At 48.3% G+C, this 20,460-nt stretch carries 22 protein-coding genes; 7 read left to right on the forward strand and 15 right to left on the reverse strand.

The window, feature by feature from the left end; translation table 11 throughout:
* Positions 1-197: 197 nt before the first annotated feature.
* From A3849_RS10960 to A3849_RS10995, 8 genes are all read right to left on the reverse strand, one after another.
* Entirely contained in the window at positions 198-1,622 is a 1,425-nt protein-coding gene (locus tag A3849_RS10960) for an FAD/NAD(P)-binding protein (protein WP_074111448.1), read from the reverse strand.
* Positions 1,623-1,860: 238 nt separating this feature from the next.
* Positions 1,861-2,700, reverse strand: coding sequence for a phosphotransferase (locus A3849_RS10965; RefSeq protein WP_143191786.1), 840 nt, complete (start codon positions 2,698-2,700; stop codon positions 1,861-1,863).
* On the reverse strand, positions 2,697-3,425 hold the full coding sequence (locus tag A3849_RS10970; protein ID WP_074111449.1) for an MBL fold metallo-hydrolase: 729 nt from the start codon (positions 3,423-3,425) through the stop codon (positions 2,697-2,699). The genes A3849_RS10965 and A3849_RS10970 overlap by 4 nt, the downstream gene beginning before the upstream one ends.
* 38 nt (positions 3,426-3,463) lie before the next feature.
* On the reverse strand, positions 3,464-4,441 hold the full coding sequence (locus tag A3849_RS10975) for a phosphotransferase enzyme family protein (RefSeq protein WP_074111450.1): 978 nt from the start codon (positions 4,439-4,441) through the stop codon (positions 3,464-3,466).
* Entirely contained in the window at positions 4,438-5,211 is a 774-nt protein-coding gene (locus tag A3849_RS10980; RefSeq protein ID WP_074111535.1) for an aminoglycoside adenylyltransferase domain-containing protein, read from the reverse strand. The genes A3849_RS10975 and A3849_RS10980 overlap by 4 nt, the downstream gene beginning before the upstream one ends.
* A 172-nt stretch (positions 5,212-5,383) precedes the next feature.
* A complete protein-coding gene (locus tag A3849_RS10985; RefSeq protein ID WP_074111451.1) occupies positions 5,384-6,379 on the reverse strand; it encodes a hypothetical protein in 996 nt (331 codons plus the stop codon).
* Positions 6,372-7,112 (reverse strand): alpha/beta fold hydrolase, encoded by a 741-nt coding sequence (locus A3849_RS10990; protein ID WP_074111452.1) that lies wholly within the window; start codon positions 7,110-7,112, stop codon positions 6,372-6,374. Before A3849_RS10990 ends, A3849_RS10985 begins: the two co-directional genes overlap by 8 nt.
* Before the next feature lie 209 nt (positions 7,113-7,321).
* Positions 7,322-7,693 (reverse strand): hypothetical protein, encoded by a 372-nt coding sequence (locus tag A3849_RS10995; RefSeq protein ID WP_074111453.1) that lies wholly within the window; start codon positions 7,691-7,693, stop codon positions 7,322-7,324.
* 171 nt (positions 7,694-7,864) lie between these two features.
* On the opposite strand from A3849_RS10995, the gene A3849_RS11000 reads away from it, so the two are divergent.
* Positions 7,865-9,118, forward strand: a complete 1,254-nt coding sequence (locus tag A3849_RS11000; RefSeq protein WP_074111454.1) for a S8 family peptidase — start codon at positions 7,865-7,867, stop codon at positions 9,116-9,118.
* A 77-nt stretch (positions 9,119-9,195) separates the two neighbouring features.
* Here A3849_RS11000 and A3849_RS11005 read toward each other — a convergent pair whose 3' ends face one another.
* From A3849_RS11005 to A3849_RS11020, 4 genes are all read right to left on the reverse strand, one after another.
* The gene (locus A3849_RS11005; RefSeq protein ID WP_074111455.1) at positions 9,196-10,461 is read right to left on the reverse strand and encodes an amidase; all 1,266 of its coding nucleotides are present in this window, start codon (positions 10,459-10,461) and stop codon (positions 9,196-9,198) included.
* 73 nt (positions 10,462-10,534) lie between these two features.
* The gene (locus A3849_RS11010) at positions 10,535-10,975 is read right to left on the reverse strand and encodes a DUF3021 family protein (RefSeq protein ID WP_074111456.1); all 441 of its coding nucleotides are present in this window, start codon (positions 10,973-10,975) and stop codon (positions 10,535-10,537) included.
* Between the two features lie 12 nt (positions 10,976-10,987).
* A complete protein-coding gene (locus tag A3849_RS11015) occupies positions 10,988-11,431 on the reverse strand; it encodes a LytTR family DNA-binding domain-containing protein (protein WP_074111457.1) in 444 nt (147 codons plus the stop codon).
* Positions 11,432-11,687: 256 nt separating this feature from the next.
* Positions 11,688-12,680 carry a Gfo/Idh/MocA family protein gene (locus A3849_RS11020; protein WP_074111458.1) on the reverse strand — a complete coding sequence of 331 codons (993 nt, stop codon included), beginning with the start codon at positions 12,678-12,680 and terminating at the stop codon, positions 11,688-11,690.
* Between the two features lie 176 nt (positions 12,681-12,856).
* Between A3849_RS11020 and A3849_RS11025 the strand changes: the two genes are divergently transcribed.
* From A3849_RS11025 to A3849_RS11045, 5 genes are all read left to right on the forward strand, one after another.
* Entirely contained in the window at positions 12,857-13,672 is an 816-nt protein-coding gene (locus A3849_RS11025; protein WP_074111459.1) for a sugar phosphate isomerase/epimerase family protein, read from the forward strand.
* Between the two features lie 137 nt (positions 13,673-13,809).
* Positions 13,810-15,294, forward strand: coding sequence for an amidase family protein (locus A3849_RS11030; protein WP_074111460.1), 1,485 nt, complete (start codon positions 13,810-13,812; stop codon positions 15,292-15,294).
* A gap of 70 nt (positions 15,295-15,364) precedes the next feature.
* Positions 15,365-15,652 carry a hypothetical protein gene (locus A3849_RS11035; RefSeq protein ID WP_178382661.1) on the forward strand — a complete coding sequence of 96 codons (288 nt, stop codon included), beginning with the start codon at positions 15,365-15,367 and terminating at the stop codon, positions 15,650-15,652.
* A gap of 247 nt (positions 15,653-15,899) precedes the next feature.
* Positions 15,900-16,667 (forward strand): nucleotidyltransferase domain-containing protein, encoded by a 768-nt coding sequence (locus tag A3849_RS11040; RefSeq protein ID WP_074111461.1) that lies wholly within the window; start codon positions 15,900-15,902, stop codon positions 16,665-16,667.
* Positions 16,668-16,947: 280 nt separating this feature from the next.
* Entirely contained in the window at positions 16,948-17,430 is a 483-nt protein-coding gene (locus tag A3849_RS11045; protein ID WP_074111462.1) for a GNAT family N-acetyltransferase, read from the forward strand.
* A gap of 125 nt (positions 17,431-17,555) precedes the next feature.
* On the opposite strand, the gene A3849_RS11050 is transcribed toward A3849_RS11045, so the two are convergent.
* Entirely contained in the window at positions 17,556-18,437 is an 882-nt protein-coding gene (locus tag A3849_RS11050; protein WP_074111463.1) for a GNAT family N-acetyltransferase, read from the reverse strand.
* Positions 18,438-18,552: 115 nt separating this feature from the next.
* The gene (locus A3849_RS11055; protein ID WP_074111464.1) at positions 18,553-18,990 is read right to left on the reverse strand and encodes a GNAT family N-acetyltransferase; all 438 of its coding nucleotides are present in this window, start codon (positions 18,988-18,990) and stop codon (positions 18,553-18,555) included.
* A gap of 167 nt (positions 18,991-19,157) precedes the next feature.
* Here A3849_RS11055 and A3849_RS11060 point away from each other — a divergent pair, with 167 nt between their 5' ends.
* Positions 19,158-19,913, forward strand: coding sequence for an alpha/beta fold hydrolase (locus A3849_RS11060; protein WP_074111465.1), 756 nt, complete (start codon positions 19,158-19,160; stop codon positions 19,911-19,913).
* Positions 19,914-19,918: 5 nt separating this feature from the next.
* On the opposite strand, the gene A3849_RS11065 is transcribed toward A3849_RS11060, so the two are convergent.
* Positions 19,919-20,386 (reverse strand): DUF1801 domain-containing protein, encoded by a 468-nt coding sequence (locus tag A3849_RS11065; protein ID WP_074111466.1) that lies wholly within the window; start codon positions 20,384-20,386, stop codon positions 19,919-19,921.
* Positions 20,387-20,460: the final 74 nt, after the last annotated feature.

A 20,460-nucleotide genomic window follows, 5' to 3' on the forward strand; every position in this document is an offset into this window, starting at 1 on the left:
ATGAGGGGAGGCGTGAGGTCAACGCCAAGCGGTGTTCTGACAGGCGCTGATGTTCGAAATCAAAGGCAGAAATACCTTTGATTCCGCTCTCGCAGCGCTGGCCCACGAAATCAAAAAGAAGGCTCCTCCTCGCAGAACATTCTGCGGGAAGACAGCCTCCTACTGTAAAAATATACACTTGCGGTTTATCAGTCTTATCAGTCCAAAGTTTTCAAGGGCCACACTCCGGTAAATTCAACCTCATGATAGGCGTAAAAGGCACTCAGAATTTCCTCGCGGTCATCGGTGAACAGCTGATCGGCCACCCCGGCCACTAGCTTCGGTACCGCATTCTTCATGCCGGAGATGGCGGATGCCGACAGGCCGCAGCTGGCAAGCGCGGAATAGTTGAAGACGAACAGTCCGTGTACAAGCTGGCGTCCCTCTTCCGCACGGGGCTGGAGCGCAAAGCCCGGGCTCAGATACGGGTGCGCATCCAGCAGCGCATTCGCCTCTCCAGACGGTGCTTCGTAACGGTCGCTCCAGCGGGCGATATGGCTCTCAATCAATCGTAACTCCGGACGCAGGCCCGGATCGCTGAGCAGACCGGTGCTGACTATGAGAAAGTCAAAGGAAAATTCACCTTTCGGCGTGGTCACTACTGCCTTGTCGCCAATAGCTTCCACCTTCAGCCACGGCGAACCCAGATGAAGCTGGAAGCCCGGCCAAGCCGCTGCACGGGCAAAGGTATCATTCGTCGGCGGCTGATTGAATTTGAAGAAATGCGATATCACTGCATATTTCTCCGGGTCAGACAACGTATGGTACCGTTCAATCATACCTGAGACTTCCATCTGGCGGATCGGATTGACATTCGGAAGCTGCTCGCGGCGGACAAACACATGGGCTTCCGCTGCTCCCCCGGAGAGCAGATAATTCGCGTTGTCGAACGCTGAGGCTCCGCCGCCGAGAATGGCGATTCTTTTTCCCCGGAGGAACGTATAGTCCATATCCTCTGAGGTATGGGCATACATGGCTTTCGGCAGATGATCAGCTACCATCGGGGGAACATGCCATTCGCCTCCCCCCTGGATACCTGTAGCCAACACTACCTTACGCGCCAGCAATGGCTCCTTCGGCGCTCCAGCACCTGAGATATGCAGGCGGTGAATTCCATCGTCACCAGGTTCTATCAGCTCTAGCCGGACTTCATTGACCACGGGCAGGTCCAGAACCCTCCGGTACCAGCGCAGATAATCCATCCAGTCGCCGCGCGGGATTTTATCGACGGCCTCCCAGCTCTCAGCCCCGTTCTGCGCCTCCCACCAGGATCGGAAGGTTAATGAAGGAATCCCCAGATCAACCGAGGTTAAATGTTTCGGTGTTCGCAGCGTGACCATCCGGGCGTAAGTTTCCCAAGGTCCTTCCAGCCCTTCACTGTTCTCATCGATCAGCAGAATGTTCGATATCCGTTCACGGAGCAGTCCAAAAGCCGCTCCGAGGCCGCTTTGCCCACCGCCCACAATTACAACATCATATACATGGCCTGCCGGATGGCTCAGCGGCCGTACCCAGTCTGGGCCTCCATAGGCAAGATAGGAAAGATCCGTTTTCACTCGTTCATTTAAGGTTTCCAGGCTCATTCTTCCTCAGACCTTTCGGGTAGCATCTTTAGGCCATATTATAACGTGTAAGCCCCGTCTTTTGAATGGTTATGTCAGGTTTATTGTCATTGCATCCAAAATCCCTGAACCGGATTGTATCCAATCACTAACATTTGGAGTCTAACCCTACTATAATATTGACAAAAGTATAAATTTTGCTACCGAATGGTATCCGTGTTGGATTTCCCGCCACTGGCTGGACTGTTTCATTGTTCACTTACAACTCCGCTCTGATAAACTCCAGCAGCCTTTGCTTCTCTTCCTCGACGATAGAATCAACGTCCAATTTACGTGCAGCGAGCGGAACCAGCCACTGTTCCACCTCACGGTAAGCAATCCCCGTCAGCCGTTCGTATTCTTCGCTGAATACCCGGATGATATGTTCTCTTACGGAGTCAAAAAATTCCAGCACATCCGCAGGCAGACCCGGCGGCAGAACCGAATAGCGGATCATGATGATGTATTCACCGAGATCTGCTTCGGGGTTACCGGTCGAAGCATTCATCCAGTCGATTACTACAGGTTCACCATTCCGTATCAGGATATTTCCTGGGTTGGGATCTCCATGACAGAGCTGGTACTTCAAAGGCAGACGATCCAGCCGCTCAACGACCCGCTTCTTCTCATCTGAAGTCAGATAACGGGCTGAATGGATATTCCATTTCAGCGCTTCGCGCTGCGGTGGCATCGAAGGGATCCTCTGACTATGAATGTGGCTTAGGCTGCGGGCGGTGATGCGGATATTCTCATCGTCACTGTCCGTCCATTTCCTGTCTGCAGACACCTGCATGAACAGCTGTATGAACCGTTCCATTAGCGACTCCCCATAGATGCGCTCTGTCACCATCCCCTGACGGCCATCGACTTCGGTTAATTCGTAGGGGCGCGGCACAGTCAGTCCTTTTTTCCAAGCCGCTTGCGAATTGCTGAACTCTCTAGCCAGGGCATCCGTTCCGGTATTGCTCTTGGCAAGCTTAATAACCTTTGACGTATCTTCCCACTCGTAAATTTCCGCACACCCGCCTTCGCCAAGCTTCATTCCCAGTAATCCATTCACCGCTCAGATTCCTCCTTATTTGAAAAAGCGGTCTCACCGGATGAGTGCTCCACTATACGCCTGAGCTGCTCCTGTACATTCTCCGTACACAGCCCGCCATGATAGCAGACAATTTGGTCAATGTCGTAATCCAGCAATTTATTCAGGGAGTTGAACGCCGCCGGCAGGTCAGGTGTAGTTTGATTGGTTGGAGTTTGCAGATCCCCGTTTACAGAAGGCAATGCGTCTCCGGCAATCAGTATCCTGCTTGTCTGCAAATACAAACTGATATGTCCCGGGGTGTGTCCAGGAGTACAAATCACTTCTACACCACCACAAAAATCAAGCACATCCCCGTCATATAGCGTATGATTTACCTTTACATGATAAGGAAGGTCGAACATATGCTGAAGTTGTGGAGGCAATTCTCTTTTTAATAGCGGAACCGCCCCTTCGATGAAAGGCTGATCCAGCACGTGGGCATACACCGTCAGCGGTCTATCCGTTAATTCCATTAGGTCCTGCACACCGCCAATATGATCAATATCCTGATGGGTCAAAATCACGGCAGATAACCGCTCAGCAGCTACGCCGGCCCGCCTCATACCTTCAACTATCTGTGAGCCATGCCCGTAAAAACCCGCATCGATCAGGATCGCCCTGTGTTCGTCCCACACCAAAGTGGAATTCAAAATGATGCCCTCGATTTCTAACGGGATGATGGCTACGCCTTCTGCTATATTCATTTTTAGTTCCTCCTTACCGTTTGAAGGCCCTTTCAAGTTTAGAATGAGTAAAATACTTCTTTGCCTGCAATAAAATCCTTGCATAGGGTATCACAAAGCTTTGCCGCACTCTCTCTAATCCAGTTATTACGTGTGGAGTCATGGATAAAGAAAAGATAGCTGATAAAAGTATCCATAAATATCTGCCCCTCAATATACCTTATTTGCTCCCATGAAAAATCTGCTGCTGAAGCATAGCCCTGTAAAAAAAGCTGACGCAGCTCACCCGGAAGAACAGTCCCCGCGCTGCCCAGATCAAACAGATAATAGCCATACCCGCAAAAACCAAAGTCTATCAAACAAGGCCCGCTTTCGGTGATAATTACATTCCCAAGCTGCACATCCGCGTGTACAAGCCCCCATTGACCTGGAAGGGTCTCCAGCACTTGGAGCTGCCTTTTGATAATTCCGAGAACCTGGACAATGATCTCATATTGTTCTTGACTGTACAGATCGGACTCTACGCCGTATTTCAATTCTTCAACCGCAGTATCAATCCTTTCTGCATCATACACCGGTCGTTGAAGACCAGGAAGCTCAGTATGACGGGAGAAATGATGAAATGCCGCGAGCTTTTCCCCCAGCTGATAAGCGATTTGCTCCATATTGTCTTCATGTAAGGTGAGTGTAGCCCCCTCTATCCATTCCAGCAGGGTAGCATAACAAACATCGTTGCCATCGTTTACATATTCGGTTACCAGCCCTCCGGTCCGGTTGGCTACCGGCTTCTGCACATGAAGTGCCTGGTCCTTGGACAGTTCCTGCAGGATGTACATTTCTGATTCCAAGCCCTGCCGCGTATGCTGAATCCCGAGCAGGCCTGCTGTTGACGGACTATGAATACGCAGCAAGTATAGCTTGCCTTCCTTTAGATCCGTAACCTTAAACGTCATATTTTCATTATGTCTGATAAATTCAACCGCCGGCTCCTGAAGCGTATAGAATGAGAGCACTTCTTCTGCAGCTTGTATACTCAACGTGAACACCTCTCTTCTATTTTCTTCTTATCTATTTCACCCAGCATATATCTGGCAAAAGCGGTCAGTGAACCGGACTGCACCTGCCTATTTTCCGAAACTCCATTATATTGATTCAAACAAACCTGCACGAGTTCCCTGAACTCCGATGGCAAGTTCGCTATTCCCCATTCGCCGCCTTCCCGTTTCGAAGCGATCTGGCCTCCTTCTATGTAGTACAGCACCCGGCACAAATTCAATGTCATGTACATCGGCTTCTCCAAAATATCCGTTGCCGCATCCGCGATGTCGTGCAGAATAGAGGACAGGTAGACGCTATTGTTCACCCGGGGATAGTGCGTGGCAAGAGGTTCACCGTATAACGTCCTCCCCTTGTAATAAGCGACTGCAATTTGTGAGGCGAGGTCTTCATCCTCATAACCTCCGCATATATAATTCTCATCCGTGCGGTACCGCTCCAGGTGGTGATCGGAGAAATGCAGTTCACATGGTGTTGGGTAGCTCACGGGTGTGAGCGCAGCTTCATCGATCACACTAATTTCCAGGCCGTTTGCCAGTTCCTCACGGAGGAATACAAGTCTGCGCGCAATCTGTACTGCACTTGCACGCGGCAGCTTCCCGCGGATCACCACCAGGATGTCGATATCACTTCTGGCCGGATTGAAGCAGCCCATGGCCAAGGAGCCGTGCAGGTATATCCCTGCCAGATTTGCTTCTAACTCTTCACTCCAAATCGCTGTAAACCTGTTCAGAATCTGTTCCATTTGCATGTCCACTCTTTTTGTACCTCCTTGCAATCATTAGCTTCCATTATATGCAAATGACTGGCGGATTTATAGGTAAAGAATGAGTAGAAAACAATGCGTCCTCCATGCTGGAGCAGCCCGCAGAAATTCTGCGGGCTGCTGGCAAGTGTTATAACGACAAGGGGATATCACCGGGTTAATCCTGTTCCCGGATATCCTCCAGCTCCTGATTGATCCTATCGACTATGGACTGAATAGAATCCTGGTCATAAAAGAACCCGATATTTGCCGGGACCGGCTCTGCCGTTTCATGATTGAAGTCGTTAAAATTCATGCTTTCCTTCAGCCAATAGGCCTGTTTCTCTGTAAGCTCTTGCCAATTGCTCACCGGATACTGTCCGCTTAGATCAATTGCATACACGACCCTATAGCCCATATCCACATATAAATGGCTGTCCTTTCGCCGTGGAGGCTGGGGACGTGCCGAATTCAGCAGGACCTTACGGGCGAATTCCTTGCCGGACATCTGAAGCAGGATGACCTCACCAGTGTCTTCATCCACCCCAAGCATCAGATGGGGGACAAATCCGGCAAAAAAGCGAAGCGCCTCAGAATACCGCAAATTCTCATCAAAGAGCCAGCCGAGCGGCATCACGCTATATTCTACATCCGGCAGGTCTAGATACGAACTCAGCAGGGCTTGAAGTGTTTCGGTGTCCGGCACTTCATAAGGCTCCAAGGCATCCTTATTTACCATATAGTTGATGATCGTCCGCTTAACCCCATTAAATCTGTCACTTATATCATGATGCCTGTAGAGATCTTCCAGCACCGGCAGAATTCCGGTTTGCGTTTCGCCGAAGCGCTGCCGTGATTCCGTCTTCAGCTCTTGCAGATATATCATTTCAACGCTTCCTTCACGGACACATTGCCTTACATTTGCAAAATGAGGTGCAATTTCTGCGAGAATCAACTCGCGGATATTCTCGTTATGTGCAGGAATGTTTTGCCGGAAATCATCAGACAGCCATGCATTCTGGGCAATAAAATACTGCGCGGCTGCAGTCATACCGGAAGGCGATGATTCCAGCTCCATTTTCTCCATTCGGAAGCTTGAATCCTTGCCGAAATCAAGCCTCTCTGCCTGCTCACTGTATTCCACCCGGCTATAACCCTTGATCCACTCAACCATCGGCCAGCCCCCTCTCATAAAGAAACAAAATGACTTCAGCAATATATTTCTGCTGCTCCTCGTCAGGAATCATATGCCCGGAGTGAAGAAATTCCACAACGTGAAACGGGGAAAGGTACTGCTTGTACTTGTCCAAGGTCTCTTCAGAGATATCAGATGGAATCTCTGCCGCCCTATCTCTTCCGGCAAACAAGGTTACTGGAAGCTTAAGCTGAGCCAGCTGTGAAGTGAAGTCCAGCTCCTCTGCTTCACGTCCCAGCCCCTCCAGCGCTTCCCGCCGCATATAATTGAGTATAGGCACCTGCTGATAAGTCAGACCGCACCAGAAATCCACGGTTTCCGGTGATACACTTCGATGGATTGGCGGCTGGTCTACAAGAATAAGGCCTTTTATCTGTTCTTGATTCTGTAGGCTCCAGCCAAGCGCGTAGGAAGCTCCCCTGGAAAATCCCAGCACGCAGTAATGTTCAATTCCGGTGTGGGCAACGATAGCGGCAATATCCGATAAATGATCCTCTAGATCATAACCGCCATAAGGTGTTGAGCTGAGTCCGCGTCCCCGGAAGCTGAAGGATACGGTGTGTCCCGGTAAATTCGACAATAGCGGAATGGCCCGCTCTGCAGGCTCCCACAGTCCGCCTATCACAAGCAGTGATGGCATCGTGGAAGAAGGCTCTCCATTTTCCAGCACATGCAGCACCACACCTCCGTTATGTACAAAATAGCTTATCAATTCTACATCTCCTCAGGCACTGGATAAATTTAGGTTTCGTATTCGTTAAGAATACCATGGTGGCTGATATTTTTAAAATGCTATAGGTCTTGACGGCTCATTCACTAGATGATCACACGAACTCCCTGTACGAATGCCTATTAAGCGTACCAAAAAGCACGTACCATCTGGTACGCGCCGTTTGGGCTCATTTCAATGCGTCGTCAGGATTAGAATCTGGCAACAAAAAACTCGCGGTTGGCAGAGACGCTTTTGGTAGTTAAGAGATTACCTGCTTCATCTCTGATTCTCAGCACATAGGATACAGTTGTCAACGTACTGATTGTAGGGAATCTGGCAACACCAAAATCGTCAAAATCAGTAGTTACCGTAGTTGCGCCACTTGTCAAAGAGGCTGTCCAACCCGTGGAATCCTTATTTACATTGCCCAGGCTTGTAGCAAGCACTACGAATCTGTCAAAGGTCTGTCTGATTCTGCGTCTCTTCACTACCTTTTTTGCATTTGCCTTACGGGCCATCATTGCTTTTTTGGCCAGCAACGCTTTTCGGGCCAGGATTGCTTTCTTGTCAGGAGCTTTCATTTGCTTCACCACTTTCTGATAGGATACAGTAATAGATGCAATTTGCGCTTGCAGTGAACCGCGTTCTTGCCTACTACTCTTCCAGAAATGTGGTATTGTCTCAGATTTATAGAAATGTACCCATCATCCCTTTCCGCGCATACCCTGTATCGGAGAGGTGACACGATAGCCATGGGCAAAAAAATATGGATGAAGCAGTATGCTTCCAAAATGAACCGTCCGCTGAGGAGCCGTATTCGCAAAACGGTTCATTCCAGTAAGGGATCAGCGGCGCTGCCTGTTATTATTCAATTCAATCACAAGTTAACCCAGAGCAGGATGCAAGCCTTACACAAGCATTTAGGCTCACACGTTATGTCTGTCAAACATCGAATTCCAATGCTCAATGCGGTTTCCTCACATATTTCAATGAAATGCCTGGAACGGATGTGTTGCTGGGAGGGCGTTCATAAGATATACCTGGATGACATTAAAAGCATATCGCTGGATATTGCCACCCCATCCATCGGTGCAACTGCTGTGAAGCGCTCAAGGGGGCTTACCGGAAAAGGGATCAACATTGCGGTGCTTGACACCGGAGTATTCCCTCATCCCGATCTGGTCCGGCCCGTGAACCGCATCGTGGCGTTCAAGGATTTCATCAATCACCGCAAGCGCCCCTATGACGACAACGGTCATGGCACTCATATTACCGGGGATGCGGCGGGTAACGGCTGGCTCAGCAAAGGGAAATATAGAGGTCCTGCACCTGAAGCGGGGATTGTAGGTGTTAAAGTACTGGATATTAACGGAGATGGCTACGACTCAACCATTATTAAGGGGATCGAATGGTGTGTTGCGCAGCGTAAACGTCTGAAGCTGCGCATTCTATCGATGTCTTTCGGCGGACCTGTAACCACATCATGCAAGGACGACCTGCTCTGCCAGGCTGTAGAAAAAGCAGTCAAAGCCGGACTTATTGTTGTAATCGCCGCTGGCAACAGCGGACCCGGACGCAAAACCATAGAGTCACCGGGCATCAGTCCGTCCGCTATTACCGTAGGAGCTGTAGATGACCGCCGGACCCTCACCCCAAAAGATGACCGCATTACCTTCTATTCCAGCCGTGGCCCGGCACCCTGCGGCAAGATCAAACCGGATATTGTCGCCCCGGGGGAATCTGTCATTTCGCTTCGTGCCCCCGGCTCCCAGTTGGCCCGTAATTTCCCGTACCTGCGGTTTGGCCAACAATATTTCGTGTTGTCCGGCACCAGCATCTCTACCCCCATTGTCTCCGGTGCAGCCGCCCAGCTGCTGCAGAGCTGTCCTTCGCTCTCGCCTTGCCAGGTCAAAGCCAGATTGAAGAAAAACGCCATCCGCCTGGGCCTTAGGCCAAACATCGCAGGCAGCGGCGAGATCAATATGCGGTTTCTGCTACGAAAGTGACAAATTTTCAAAATTTAATAACAGCGGGCTTTCGTTTATCCGTAAATAACTTCCAAATGTCCTGCAATCTCCTGCGCCTAAGCCAGAAGTGCTTCATCTTCCCCATAACGCCCGATGCATTGAAAGCCAAGCGGCAGGTTGTTAATACTTGCAGATGGCAGGCTGACGGTAGGACAACCCGCGAAGGTCCAGATAGCGGTCATCCCGGACCACCCGGTGCCCTCACCGATCTTAGGTGCTGTTCCACCCTGAGCTGGCGATACCCAGAGGTCCACTCCCTGTGCTGCTTGGACGGTCTCCAGCTCCCTGCGCAGCCTGTACTGCTTCCTGCGGTACATCCCCAGCTCCGAATCAGAGATTTCCCGGCCCCGAAGAATAGCCTCCCTTACGGGATTGCCATAGCACTCTGCGTAACGACCGAACCACCGGGCATGCTCCCGGGCCATTTCACCCTCCAGAAACCGCAGCATGGCATTTCCGTAGATAAACTCATCCTCCCACGGCATACTCACTTGCTTTACCTCATAGCCTTGCTGCTGAAGACTTAAGATTTGTGCGTTAAAAGCTCCTTTCACCTCACTGCTCATCAGCTCCATGTATCCCCCTTGGGGGATGCCAAGTACCGGTTTGCTGCGGGCTTGCTGAGGCTGGTTCCTCCAGTCGGGGAGAAGCGAAGCTGCAGCAACCTGCATATCCGGTACATTCTGTGTGAAGAACCCCACGGTATCAAAAGAAGGGGCCAGCAAAACAACTCCATCCAGCGGCACTCTGCCATAGCTTGGCTTGAAGCCCACCACACCGCAAAAGGACGCGGGTGCGATCACAGAACGGAGGGTCTGGGTGCCAATTGCCAGCGGGCATAATCCTGCAGCAACCGCTGCTGCTGACCCTGCACTTGAACCACCCGGGGTATGATCCGTATGATGGGGATTACGCGTGGCAATTGGGCCATTATAGGCAAATTCCTCGGTAACCGTCTTACCTGCGATCAGCGCACCCAGCGAGCGGAGGCGCCGGATCAACGACCCTTCCAGGCCGGTCAACACCTCAGCCGGCAGACCGGACCCGGCCCGGGTAGGCAATCCCTCCACATGCAGCAAGTCTTTGATGCCTACAGGAACTCCGTATAAAACAGGCTTCACTGCAGTTCCGGCATAGCTCTTAAGCAAGCCTTCCGCATCACGGGCCAACCGTTCCCCAGCATTTTCCTCAGCCACTAAGGCGTGAATTTGAGGTTCAAGCCACTCATAACGCTGCCGGAACAGGTCCCAGGAAGGAGGAAGTGCGTTCTCCTGGGAATTCGAAGCCCCAAGAGGTATTAAAGAAGTTTGATTGAGAAGCATATCATCATCTCCGTAGGTAGGTATATGTCTCTCTACTTACGTACGGAGTTCTGATTAGGTCGCAGACACTCCTTCATAAATTGTTACCGCCGCTCTGATACTCGCTCAGCTTTTCATTCAGCTGCTTGGCTTCCTTCTTCCCATCGATGTGCAGCATTGCGTACACCATACCCTTAATCACCAGGATGGTAATCACGAAGGGAAGCAGCAGCCCTTTTTCCCTGAACGGTCCGGAACTGAAGAGCCACAGCCATAGGATTACAAAAACATCGCCAAGCACAAAACAGATATAAAAGCTCAGTGTTTGCGCATTTTTACTAAGTCCTTGTGTACTTACCAAAGCGTATTTGAAGCAGGTAAACGCCGCAGCCGCCATAATAATCTGCCATAATATTGATGTACTGACGGAACTGGTCGAGTTCAAGGTCAGCACAATCGCCACCAGAATCGTCACACATCCACATGCTGCGAACAAATCCTTCAAGATACAGGATACGAATTTGCCGGTTTTCATCATGGATCCTCCTCAGAGTCCTAGTTTTTGTTTCAGTAGCGGAACATATTGCCGTGAAATGAAGACCTTTTCGCTATTGTGCAGCAAAGCTTCGAATCTTCCGTAAAGGACCGGGCTGACGGACTTGATTTTGGCAATATTCAGGATGGTTGATTTGGAGGCTCTAAAAAAATCCCTGTGCGCATAGGCCAGCTCAATCTCATACAGCTTCAACCTGGATTCATAAACCTTCTTGGCACAATAGATAAACACCTTGTGATCCACAGCCTCGAAATAATACACCTCATTCGGGTCGATGATATGCATTTGAAGATCGGTCATGCCGATCAGCTTCTTGGATACCGTCATGGATGGAATGGAATGCAGCAGCTTCAGCACCTCTTCATCTGGATCATTGCACCTCAAAATAATCTCAGGCTCGCTGTCTTCCGGTATGCTCTCAATGGTGATTTTCATCTGCGTCCCTCCCGCCCTTCTGCCTGCAATTACAGTATATTTTTGTAAAAGCGCATCTTCAATAGGCTTTGCGTAAGCTGCATCCAGGGGGCATTATGCTGCTTCTTAAGAGGGGCAGATGACTATATCGATGCATAGGCTTCAATTCACAGCTCTGCGAATACCCAGCCCGGATTCATTCCACTAACTATAGCTTTTACCGCGATGTTGCCGCATGCAGCTCTGTGATCATTGAACTCTCCCCCAGTAAACCCATTTACATCAGTGCTGACAGAATAGCATCACACAGCTCCATGGTCTTCACATTATCCCGTCCGCTGGAGACAGGGGTCAACCCTTCCCGGCAGCATTTCATGAAGTGCGCCATTTCGCCAACAAAGCCTCGCAGGTATAGATCTCTGTAACCGCCGGACATTGCGGATGCCGAAGGGGTGAACATGATATCCTGCTCCGCAAGAGATTGCCAGGGCAGGCCGCTGGCTGACAGAGAATGATGAACCGATAGCTTCACCACTTCATCCGCACAGGCAAACCCGTGATCGAAGGTAACCGTCAGGCTCTCACTTTCTCTGGACCAGGCACTCATCCCGGCAAAATAAACACTGCCCACAATGCCATTTGCGAATTTCAGTGAAATGCTCTGGGAGATCTGTGCTTTGTCATTGTTTGTAAATCCCGAAATCTGTACTGCTTCACCAAACAAAAAACGCAGTAAATCTACAATATGGATGGCAGCGAGCTTTATGAATTGCTCCTCGTCTTTACAGAAAGGTGTGCTGTCTACTGCGAACCGTGCCTGGAAGGAGCGGGCGCCGCCCAATGTCCCTCCTGTAATTAGCTCCTTCAGCTTCATATAGACGGGGGCATAACGTTTCATGAATCCCACCATCAGTACCACTCCGGCCTGTTCGGCTGCATCTGCTAGCTGAAGAGCCTCCGGACCATTCCAGCCTAGCGGTTTGTCCACATATACATTTTTTCCGGCATGGATGCAGTCCAGCACCAATGCGCTTTGATCCTGCGGCTGCGCGACTACCACCACCCCATCGCTTTCTTCATCCCGGAGCATTTTCCGGTAATCGTCATAAGGCTTGCCCCTGCTGCCAAACCGCTGAAGCGCGGCCCTCGAACGCTCCAGATCACGGGTCGATATCGCGGCAATTTCAGCCCCTGCTTGGATAGCAGAAGGGTAAATATTGGTAGATGCATGAAATCCCGCACCGATAAAACTGAGCTTTACTGTATTCAAGTTGGATCTCTCCCCTGTATCAGAATTCCTGTTCATCATATTAGAGTAATGTAGAGAACAATAAAAGGACACCTGTCCTGCATACTGAATTCCACAGTGGAACCCCTGCTGAATATCCCCTATACTAATTCAAGGAAGCGATTGCAAGACTCTGATAGGACGGAAGGAGTTCATTTATGAAAATATCTGTGTTTTTCAACCATATTGTTACCGCAAGTAAGCAAACTGGGCTGTCGGTACCGGAAGTGCTAAGCCGGGCGCGCGAATGGGGCATTCAGGCGGTTGAACTGGATTTGGACGAGGTACAACCCAGCCGCGTGGCCATGAAAAATCAGCTGGAGCAAGCTGGAATTTCGGTAGCTTCAATGTACGCTTTTTTTGATTTTGGCAATGCTCCCGATGTGCATCCCGGACTGGATTTCATTGACACGGCCGAGTTTTTGGGTGCGGACAAGGTACTTGTGATTCCAGGTTTCATTGAAGAATCAGCCGACGAGGAGCTGCGGAACAGCTCGCTGCAGCGAATGGTTGCAGCGCTCCGGGAGATGTGTGAGTACGCGGAGTCGAAAGGTATGGTCATCACCTTGGAGGATTTCGATGACAGCCGTGCGCCATTTTCCACTTCCGAAGAATTACTATGGTTTATGGATAAGGTTCCGAAGCTGGGCTGTACCTTCGACACCGGCAACTTCATCTATCAGGGTGAGGATGCGCTGACAGCCTTCGGGAAGCTGGAGTCGAGAATTGTTCATGTCCACTGCAAAGACCGCTCACTGGAGGAGCACCGTGTTGAAACGCCGAAGATCAGCACAAACGGGACGAAGCTGTTCCCGGCCCCTGTAGGCTCCGGCTGCATTCCTATATTAGAAATCCTGGAGCGGCTAAAGTCCATCGGGTACAGGGATACGGTAGCGATCGAGCATTTCGATGCTGCGGATCAGCTAGGTTACATGCAGCTGTCGGCAGAATGGCTTCAGGCCCAATTCAAATAGGATAATAACTGCGTAAGGCTAACGTGTCTTGCCTTGGGTCCTGACCGCAAAACATCAGCCATAGCTGTCAATTGATTTGAAGAAGACGTTGAACAATTAGCTGAGTATTGAAAAGTAGAATTGGAGTGCCTTCTAAAATGGATAGAAAGATAAACGAAAGGTTATTCGAGGCAGACATTTCTTCGTTACAAGCAGAGATGGAATTAGGGACGTTAACAGCAGTGGATTGCGTTCGCTGGTATTTGGAGAGAATTGAACGGTTTAACCCTATATTGAAGGCAGTGCTGGAAGTGAATCCGGACGTGATTGCTGTCGCAAAGTCGCTAGACGAAGAACGACAGCAAGTCGGATCTCGCGGACCGCTTCACGGCATCCCGATCTTGCTCAAGGACAATATCGATACAAATGACCGTATGCATACTAGTGCCGGTTCGGTCGCATTGGCGAACCATTTCGCACCGGGGGATTCGTCCGTAGCCGCGCAATTAAGGGCTGCAGGAGCAGTATTCTTGGGAAAGGCTAATATGACCGAATGGGCGAATTTTATGTCGTCTACGATGTGGGCAGGGTATAGCTCCAGAGGGGGCCTGACACTAAATCCTTATGGGCCCGGTGAGTTGTTCGTAGGTGGATCGAGTTCGGGGCCCGGTGTTGCAGTTGCTGCGAATTTGTGTACCGCAGCCATCGGAACAGAAACATCCGGTTCAATCATCAACCCGTCCTCGCAGAACTACCTCGTCGGCTTGAAGCCCACAATCGGGCTCGTCAGTCGTTCGGGCATCATCCCGATTACTCAGAGCCAGGATTCAGCCGGCCCAATGACTCGGACAGTCAGGGACGCCGCGATCTTACTCGGTGCTATGGCAGCAATAGACCCGGAAGATGCAGCCATGTTATCTAATGAGCGGATAGCGCACAAGGATTATACACAGTTTTTGGATCTTAAAGGTTTACGTGCTGCGAGAATCGGTGTACCACGTCATTATTATCGAGAACTGGACCAAGCCCGGTTAGCGATTATCGAACGGGCGATCGCCTTGTGCAAGGAATGCGGGGCGACTATCATCGATCCGGTATCGTTACCTTGCGAGAGTGCTAAGTGGGATTGGGACGTGATGCGCTTCGAGTTCAAGAAAGGGCTGAACGATTATCTAGCCAAAGCAGGTACCGGTGCTTCGGTTAGAACGTTAGATGAACTCATAGCCTATAACGAAACGCATCGTGATTCCGCGCTGAAATACGGCCAAGATACGCTAATCTGGTCTAACGAAACGACTGGTATGTTAACTGAAACGGCGTACATCGAGAGTTTACACCTTAACCGAGAGGTAGCCCGAGGCCAGGGGATCGACCACGCGATTCGCGAATATCAATTGGACGCGTTGCTGTTTCTTGGTAACGAGGATGGGCTCGATTTATCCGCACGTGCGGGGTATCCTGCCATTACTGTGCCGGGAGGATATGCAGAGACAGGCATCATCGCAGAAGGAGGATATACAACTAAGGGGCCGCAGGGGATAACTTTTGTGGGAACCGCATACAGTGAACCTTCGCTATTCAGACTTGCCTATGCGTACGAGCAAGCGAGTAATAACCGCACTGCCCCTCCCGATCCGGTGTAATCGAGAACTCAATCAAAGAACAGAGAACTACTTGCGTTGCCCACTAAGCCGCTCTAACGGAGACCATAAGTTGAATGATACATGCGCTACAAAACCCCACTATAATATGTATGGCATTGCAGGTGGGAATTCAGAAACGTTTACGTATTCGTATAAAGAGAAGATTATATTCTCCTTGTACTACGGAATACCTGTACCAACGGATTATTTAAGAAGCATCCGTGTTTCCGGCGATGTACGCGAGGTATTGACCAGTTCTGGAGAAGTTCAACGCAGTGATCCGGAACTGTTTCCGGCGATTTTCGAGATTCCTATCGAGGCTGGGAGCAAGCTCACGATAACCATCGAGGGGGACTAAAAAATATTGAATGTTGGGTATAGGAAAATGAAATATTTTTGGAACTGAATCCATAGATAGACTCAACTAACGGGAAACCTAGCTCAAACACGATAAGGCAGCCGGTCAGTAAATGCGATCGGCTGCCTTTATTTTCAACGGGTAGGATAGTTGAATGATTCCGCGAATAACTTAGGTCATGACGAATTTACGAAGTTCACAAAAAATACGTTAGCCGAAAGAAGTTCTTAGTTTAGGAGGAGTCTATATGATATTAGAAAAAGTTATAAATAGAATTGTAATACAAAGTGAATATAAGGATTTTGTTGATAAGTATATAGATAATATACTTACCGAATTTAAAGGTAAGATTCATAGCATTTATATGTGTGGCTCGATTCCAAAAGGAACTGCTAAACCTTTTAAGTCAGATGCAGACTTTACTATTGTATGTGTAAATCCTAAAGATATTGATTACGAAAGATTGTCAAATATTAAAGACAAGCTTTTGGAAGAATATCCAGTAGTAACTAAGATTGATACGATAATTTGCTCGATTGACGATGTATTAAGTAAACCAAATGAGTGGGGTTTTTGGGTAAAGATAATTTGTATTTGCGTATATGGTCATGACATTGGTGAAAAAGTACCACCGATAATTATTTCTCCAGAGTTCATTTTAGACTTAAATACAGAGACCAAGGAGGAAGTAGATCGTATACATAGTTTACTTTCTAATGCTAGTGATAACACAATGAAAACTAGATATATTAAAGGTTACTCTAAGAGATTAATTCGTGCATTATACTCTTTAGTTTTAGAAGATACAGGTGTATGGCAAGATGACATTATTAAGATGAAAAATGCCATATTAAACTATTGTGAGATTGACTCTGCTTTAGTTGATTATCTGTATGCTTGTTACTTGGATAGTAATGTACTTGTTGAAGAGTTTCTGGGAATTGCAGATGAAGTATATAGCTATTTTGAGAACGCCTTAAATGCAATGGCTGCTTCCAGAACTTCCTTCGGCTAAAACCATATTGACGCTCCGGGTCATTCTGAGAAAGCGAGTTACCACATCCAGCCCCCTAAGCCCGTCGGGACGTCACTGTATTAGGTGTTCGGCAAGCCTCACAACTATAAGCAGCGACTCTAATTAAAACATAAAACTATTAAGCTACGGGGAAACGTTAGCATCATGACGAACAGGTTGTCGGTATTATTGGCTACTGTCCAACTATCAGGCAAGATAGCTCAATAAATTCGCGTAATTCATTAGCAAACAAGAAATTTAAATGAATAGGGGTTAATAAATGATAAAGATCCGAAATATGTCAGAAAATGAATTTGAAAAATTTAAAGAGTGGTCTGTTAATGACTATGCAAAAGATTTAATCAAATCTAAAATGTGTAGCGATAAAGATGCTTATAAATGTGCTGAAAAAGAATTCAATGAACTACTTCCGATGGGTTTATTAACAAAAAATAATTATATATATGTAATAATAAATCATAGTTTAGAGGAAATTGGTTTTATTTGGTATGAAAAAGAGAATACATCAGGATTCATTTGTGATTTTTTGGTTATGCAAAATTATAGAAATAAGGGATATGGATTTGAAACTATGAAATTGATAGAGCAGGATGCCAAAGATAAAGGAATTAGAAAACTCAGCCTTAGTGTATTTAATTTCAATGAACCTGCCTACAATTTATATAAAAAACTAAAATATAAAGAAGTTGAGAACAATGATGGAAATGCGATAATGGAAAAATACTTGATAAGTAATATATGATGAAACTCAAATGATCCTTGTGTACTGAATCAGTAAATGATCATTAAGCTCTTGATTTGTATACCTAGGATCCAGTTGATTCATATAATTGAGATCCTGACGGTTTTGTCCGAAAGGTCTATCTTTCAGTCCTTCTGCCATACCTCAAACTCCACATCCATCTGAAATCCGATACGCTGGTAAAATGGCTGCATGGGACCTGTATATCCCTTAACCATGCCGAGGAACCGCAGACGGTTCAGCGCTTCATAGATTACAGCCTGGCCCAGCCCCCTCAGTCTGTAATCCACATGGGTTCCCACCGGTTCAAGAATTCCTATCCGGTTCACCTCATCCACAAAAGCATTACAAAACGCCACGACCTCACCCTGCTCATTAACCAGAGATAAGTCCAAATCCGGACGATAACCCGGTGCTTGGCGGATGCCCCCGTATAACCGCAGCATCTGCTCTGCATGTGCAGTTCCCGGGTAGTTAAACGCCATTATGTGGCCTTGCGCTTTAGCCTGGTCTGACACCTCTTCCCCGCATTGAAGCAAAAAGCCCACAGGAATATTCACCGGAAAATCCTTCTCCAGCGTGATGGAGATGATATTATCGCTCTCGTTCGGGAGATGCACATATCCCCTGCCCTGGACCAACTCTTCCAGCTTTGACATCCCCTTTGGCACTGCAAGCTTCACGGCAGCCGGAGCAGACTTCGCTTCGATGAATTCTAACATCTCACACAGCAGCTCCTCCTGCGGATGATCTGTATCCAATTGAAAGTAGAAATCCCCATCCCTGCAAACCACAGCGGCCAGTTCCCCATTGTCGCGTTCCCACAGTCCGATATTTTGTTCCCACTCGGGAAGCAAGCCCGCCCTCAACTGATAGAAAAAAATTTCGAATTCAAAACGGGCAATCGTCCAGCTGCTCGGCCGATTTAATTGTGAATGGGCATGTGACAAGAACCGGCTCACTTTCATCATGTCATCTGATGTATAGTCTCTATAACGAGTCCCCATATGTATCCTTCTCCCTTGGCATTGTCTTTCCTTAATTGTAAGTGATTCACTGTACAAGACGTATGCCAAGTTCAACTGAAAAATGTTTTTGCCCACAGAACATTCTGTCTCCAATTCATTCATATTCCAATGTATACACGATTTCATGATCTATAATCCGGCCATCCTGGGTAAACCCCAAATTGCGGTAGAGCATCTCTGCTCTTCTATTCTCAGGTTCAAAACTTATGTAGATGACATGATGACTCTTGTCCTGCTGAATGAGAGAGACCAGCTTCTTCATCGCATGTTGTCCGTATCCCTTGGACTGATATCTTTGGTCGATCATCAATCTGTATATCCAGTACTTGTTATCCTCCGTATCGATGCAATACATGACAAATCCGACGGGGGTCTCCCCGTCATACACGGCAAGCGGGATACACTCGGGCTGGACCTTGGATTGTGCAATGGATACTGCATTCGAAGCCACAAAACTCTTCTGCTCTTCACCAACACTAAGATTAATAATCGTCAAGAAATTCTCCTTATCAATCACTCTAAGATCAATCATCCGTAGGTTCTCTCCTCCAATAAAAGCAACTGTTTACCCAAAATCATACCATATCCTGGATCGCGGACGGACCGAAACCTGCCTTCCCTTAAGTGAGTTTCGCCCGTGACATATCCATATTCCAGGAGTACAATGGAAGGAACGCTTGTTCCTACAAGGAGGATATCGTGCCATATATTCAATTGAGTGACTTAGAGTTGTTTTATGAAAAGATGGGTACCGGAGAGCCTGTTATCTTTCTGCACAGCGCTTATTCAAGGGGGATATTGGCATTTGCGAGTCAAATCCTTGATTTTCAGAATACGTACACCTGTTATTTCCCGGATTTCAGGGGACATGGCAGAACCCGGTGCGCGAATCTGAGCTGGAGCACCCCACAGCTGGCGGATGATATTGCTGCGTTTATGGAGCAGTTGTCCATCTCCAAAGCGCATTTGATCGGTTATAGCCTGGGTGCAGGAGTGGCCATGTATGTCGCGTTAAATGCGCCGGAGCGTGTATTTTCAATGACGACCATCGGCTCCAGCGGATTCAAAGAGCCGTCCGGTGCGGATGAATATGAGCCGGAATGGCTTGCTGCACACGGCAAGGACGTCATCATCCAACAAATGCTCGAACGGCATGAGGAGGCGCACCGCGGAAACTGGCAGGAATTCATGCGGCAGAGCGCCGCAGACTGGCGGTTATTCCCGCAACTAACCGAAGAGCAGATCCACAGCATCGGTTGCCCTTCCCTATTCATCGCCGGGGAGCATGATCCCTTTGTACAGGAATTCCAGCTCCAGCACTTGACTGCTCTGGTAAAGAACTCTCAGTATCTTGTTGTTCCTGGAGGCAGCCACCGGCCGCACATGCTGAGAGAGAACCCCGTAATGGTAAATGATGCGATCCTGCATTTTTTGAAACAGCAGCCTATAGTTTAGATCCGCTAGTTCTTCTTAGCCCTATTCACTTCGGCCTCAACCATTCGAACATACTCATCCACAGTAATCTTGCTGCTCAGCTGTGCAATAAGATCATACGGAATGCTGTTTGTTTTTTTGAACCGCATACAGGATTTCCCCATATCGAGCCTGGTTTGAACATGCTTCGGATATTCTTCCTTGAACCAAGCCAGCAGCCCGGGTACCATGTAGAGCCCCATATGGTAGAGTGCAATGAAATTCTTCTGCGAGGCTATACTGACAAAAGGGAGCGGCTGATCGGGATTAACATGATAACCAGGCGGATAAATCTGATGGGGAACAACATAGGTTATCATTCCATAAGACATGGTTTCCTGAAACCCCGCAGGCAAGTTGTCCTTGAGTATCTGTCTCAGCTTCATTATGACTTCCTTCCGTTCCTCAGGCAGCTGGCTGATATAATCCTCAGGACTGGCCGATTCGTATTTCATCTGTTCTCCTCCTATCTGATATCCACAGGATTACCTTCACATGGAATTACAAGCATAAATTAGTGATTTAATTT

This window comes from Paenibacillus sp. P46E, assembly GCF_001909095.1.
Lineage (GTDB): Bacteria > Bacillota > Bacilli > Paenibacillales > Paenibacillaceae > Paenibacillus_AQ > Paenibacillus_AQ helianthi.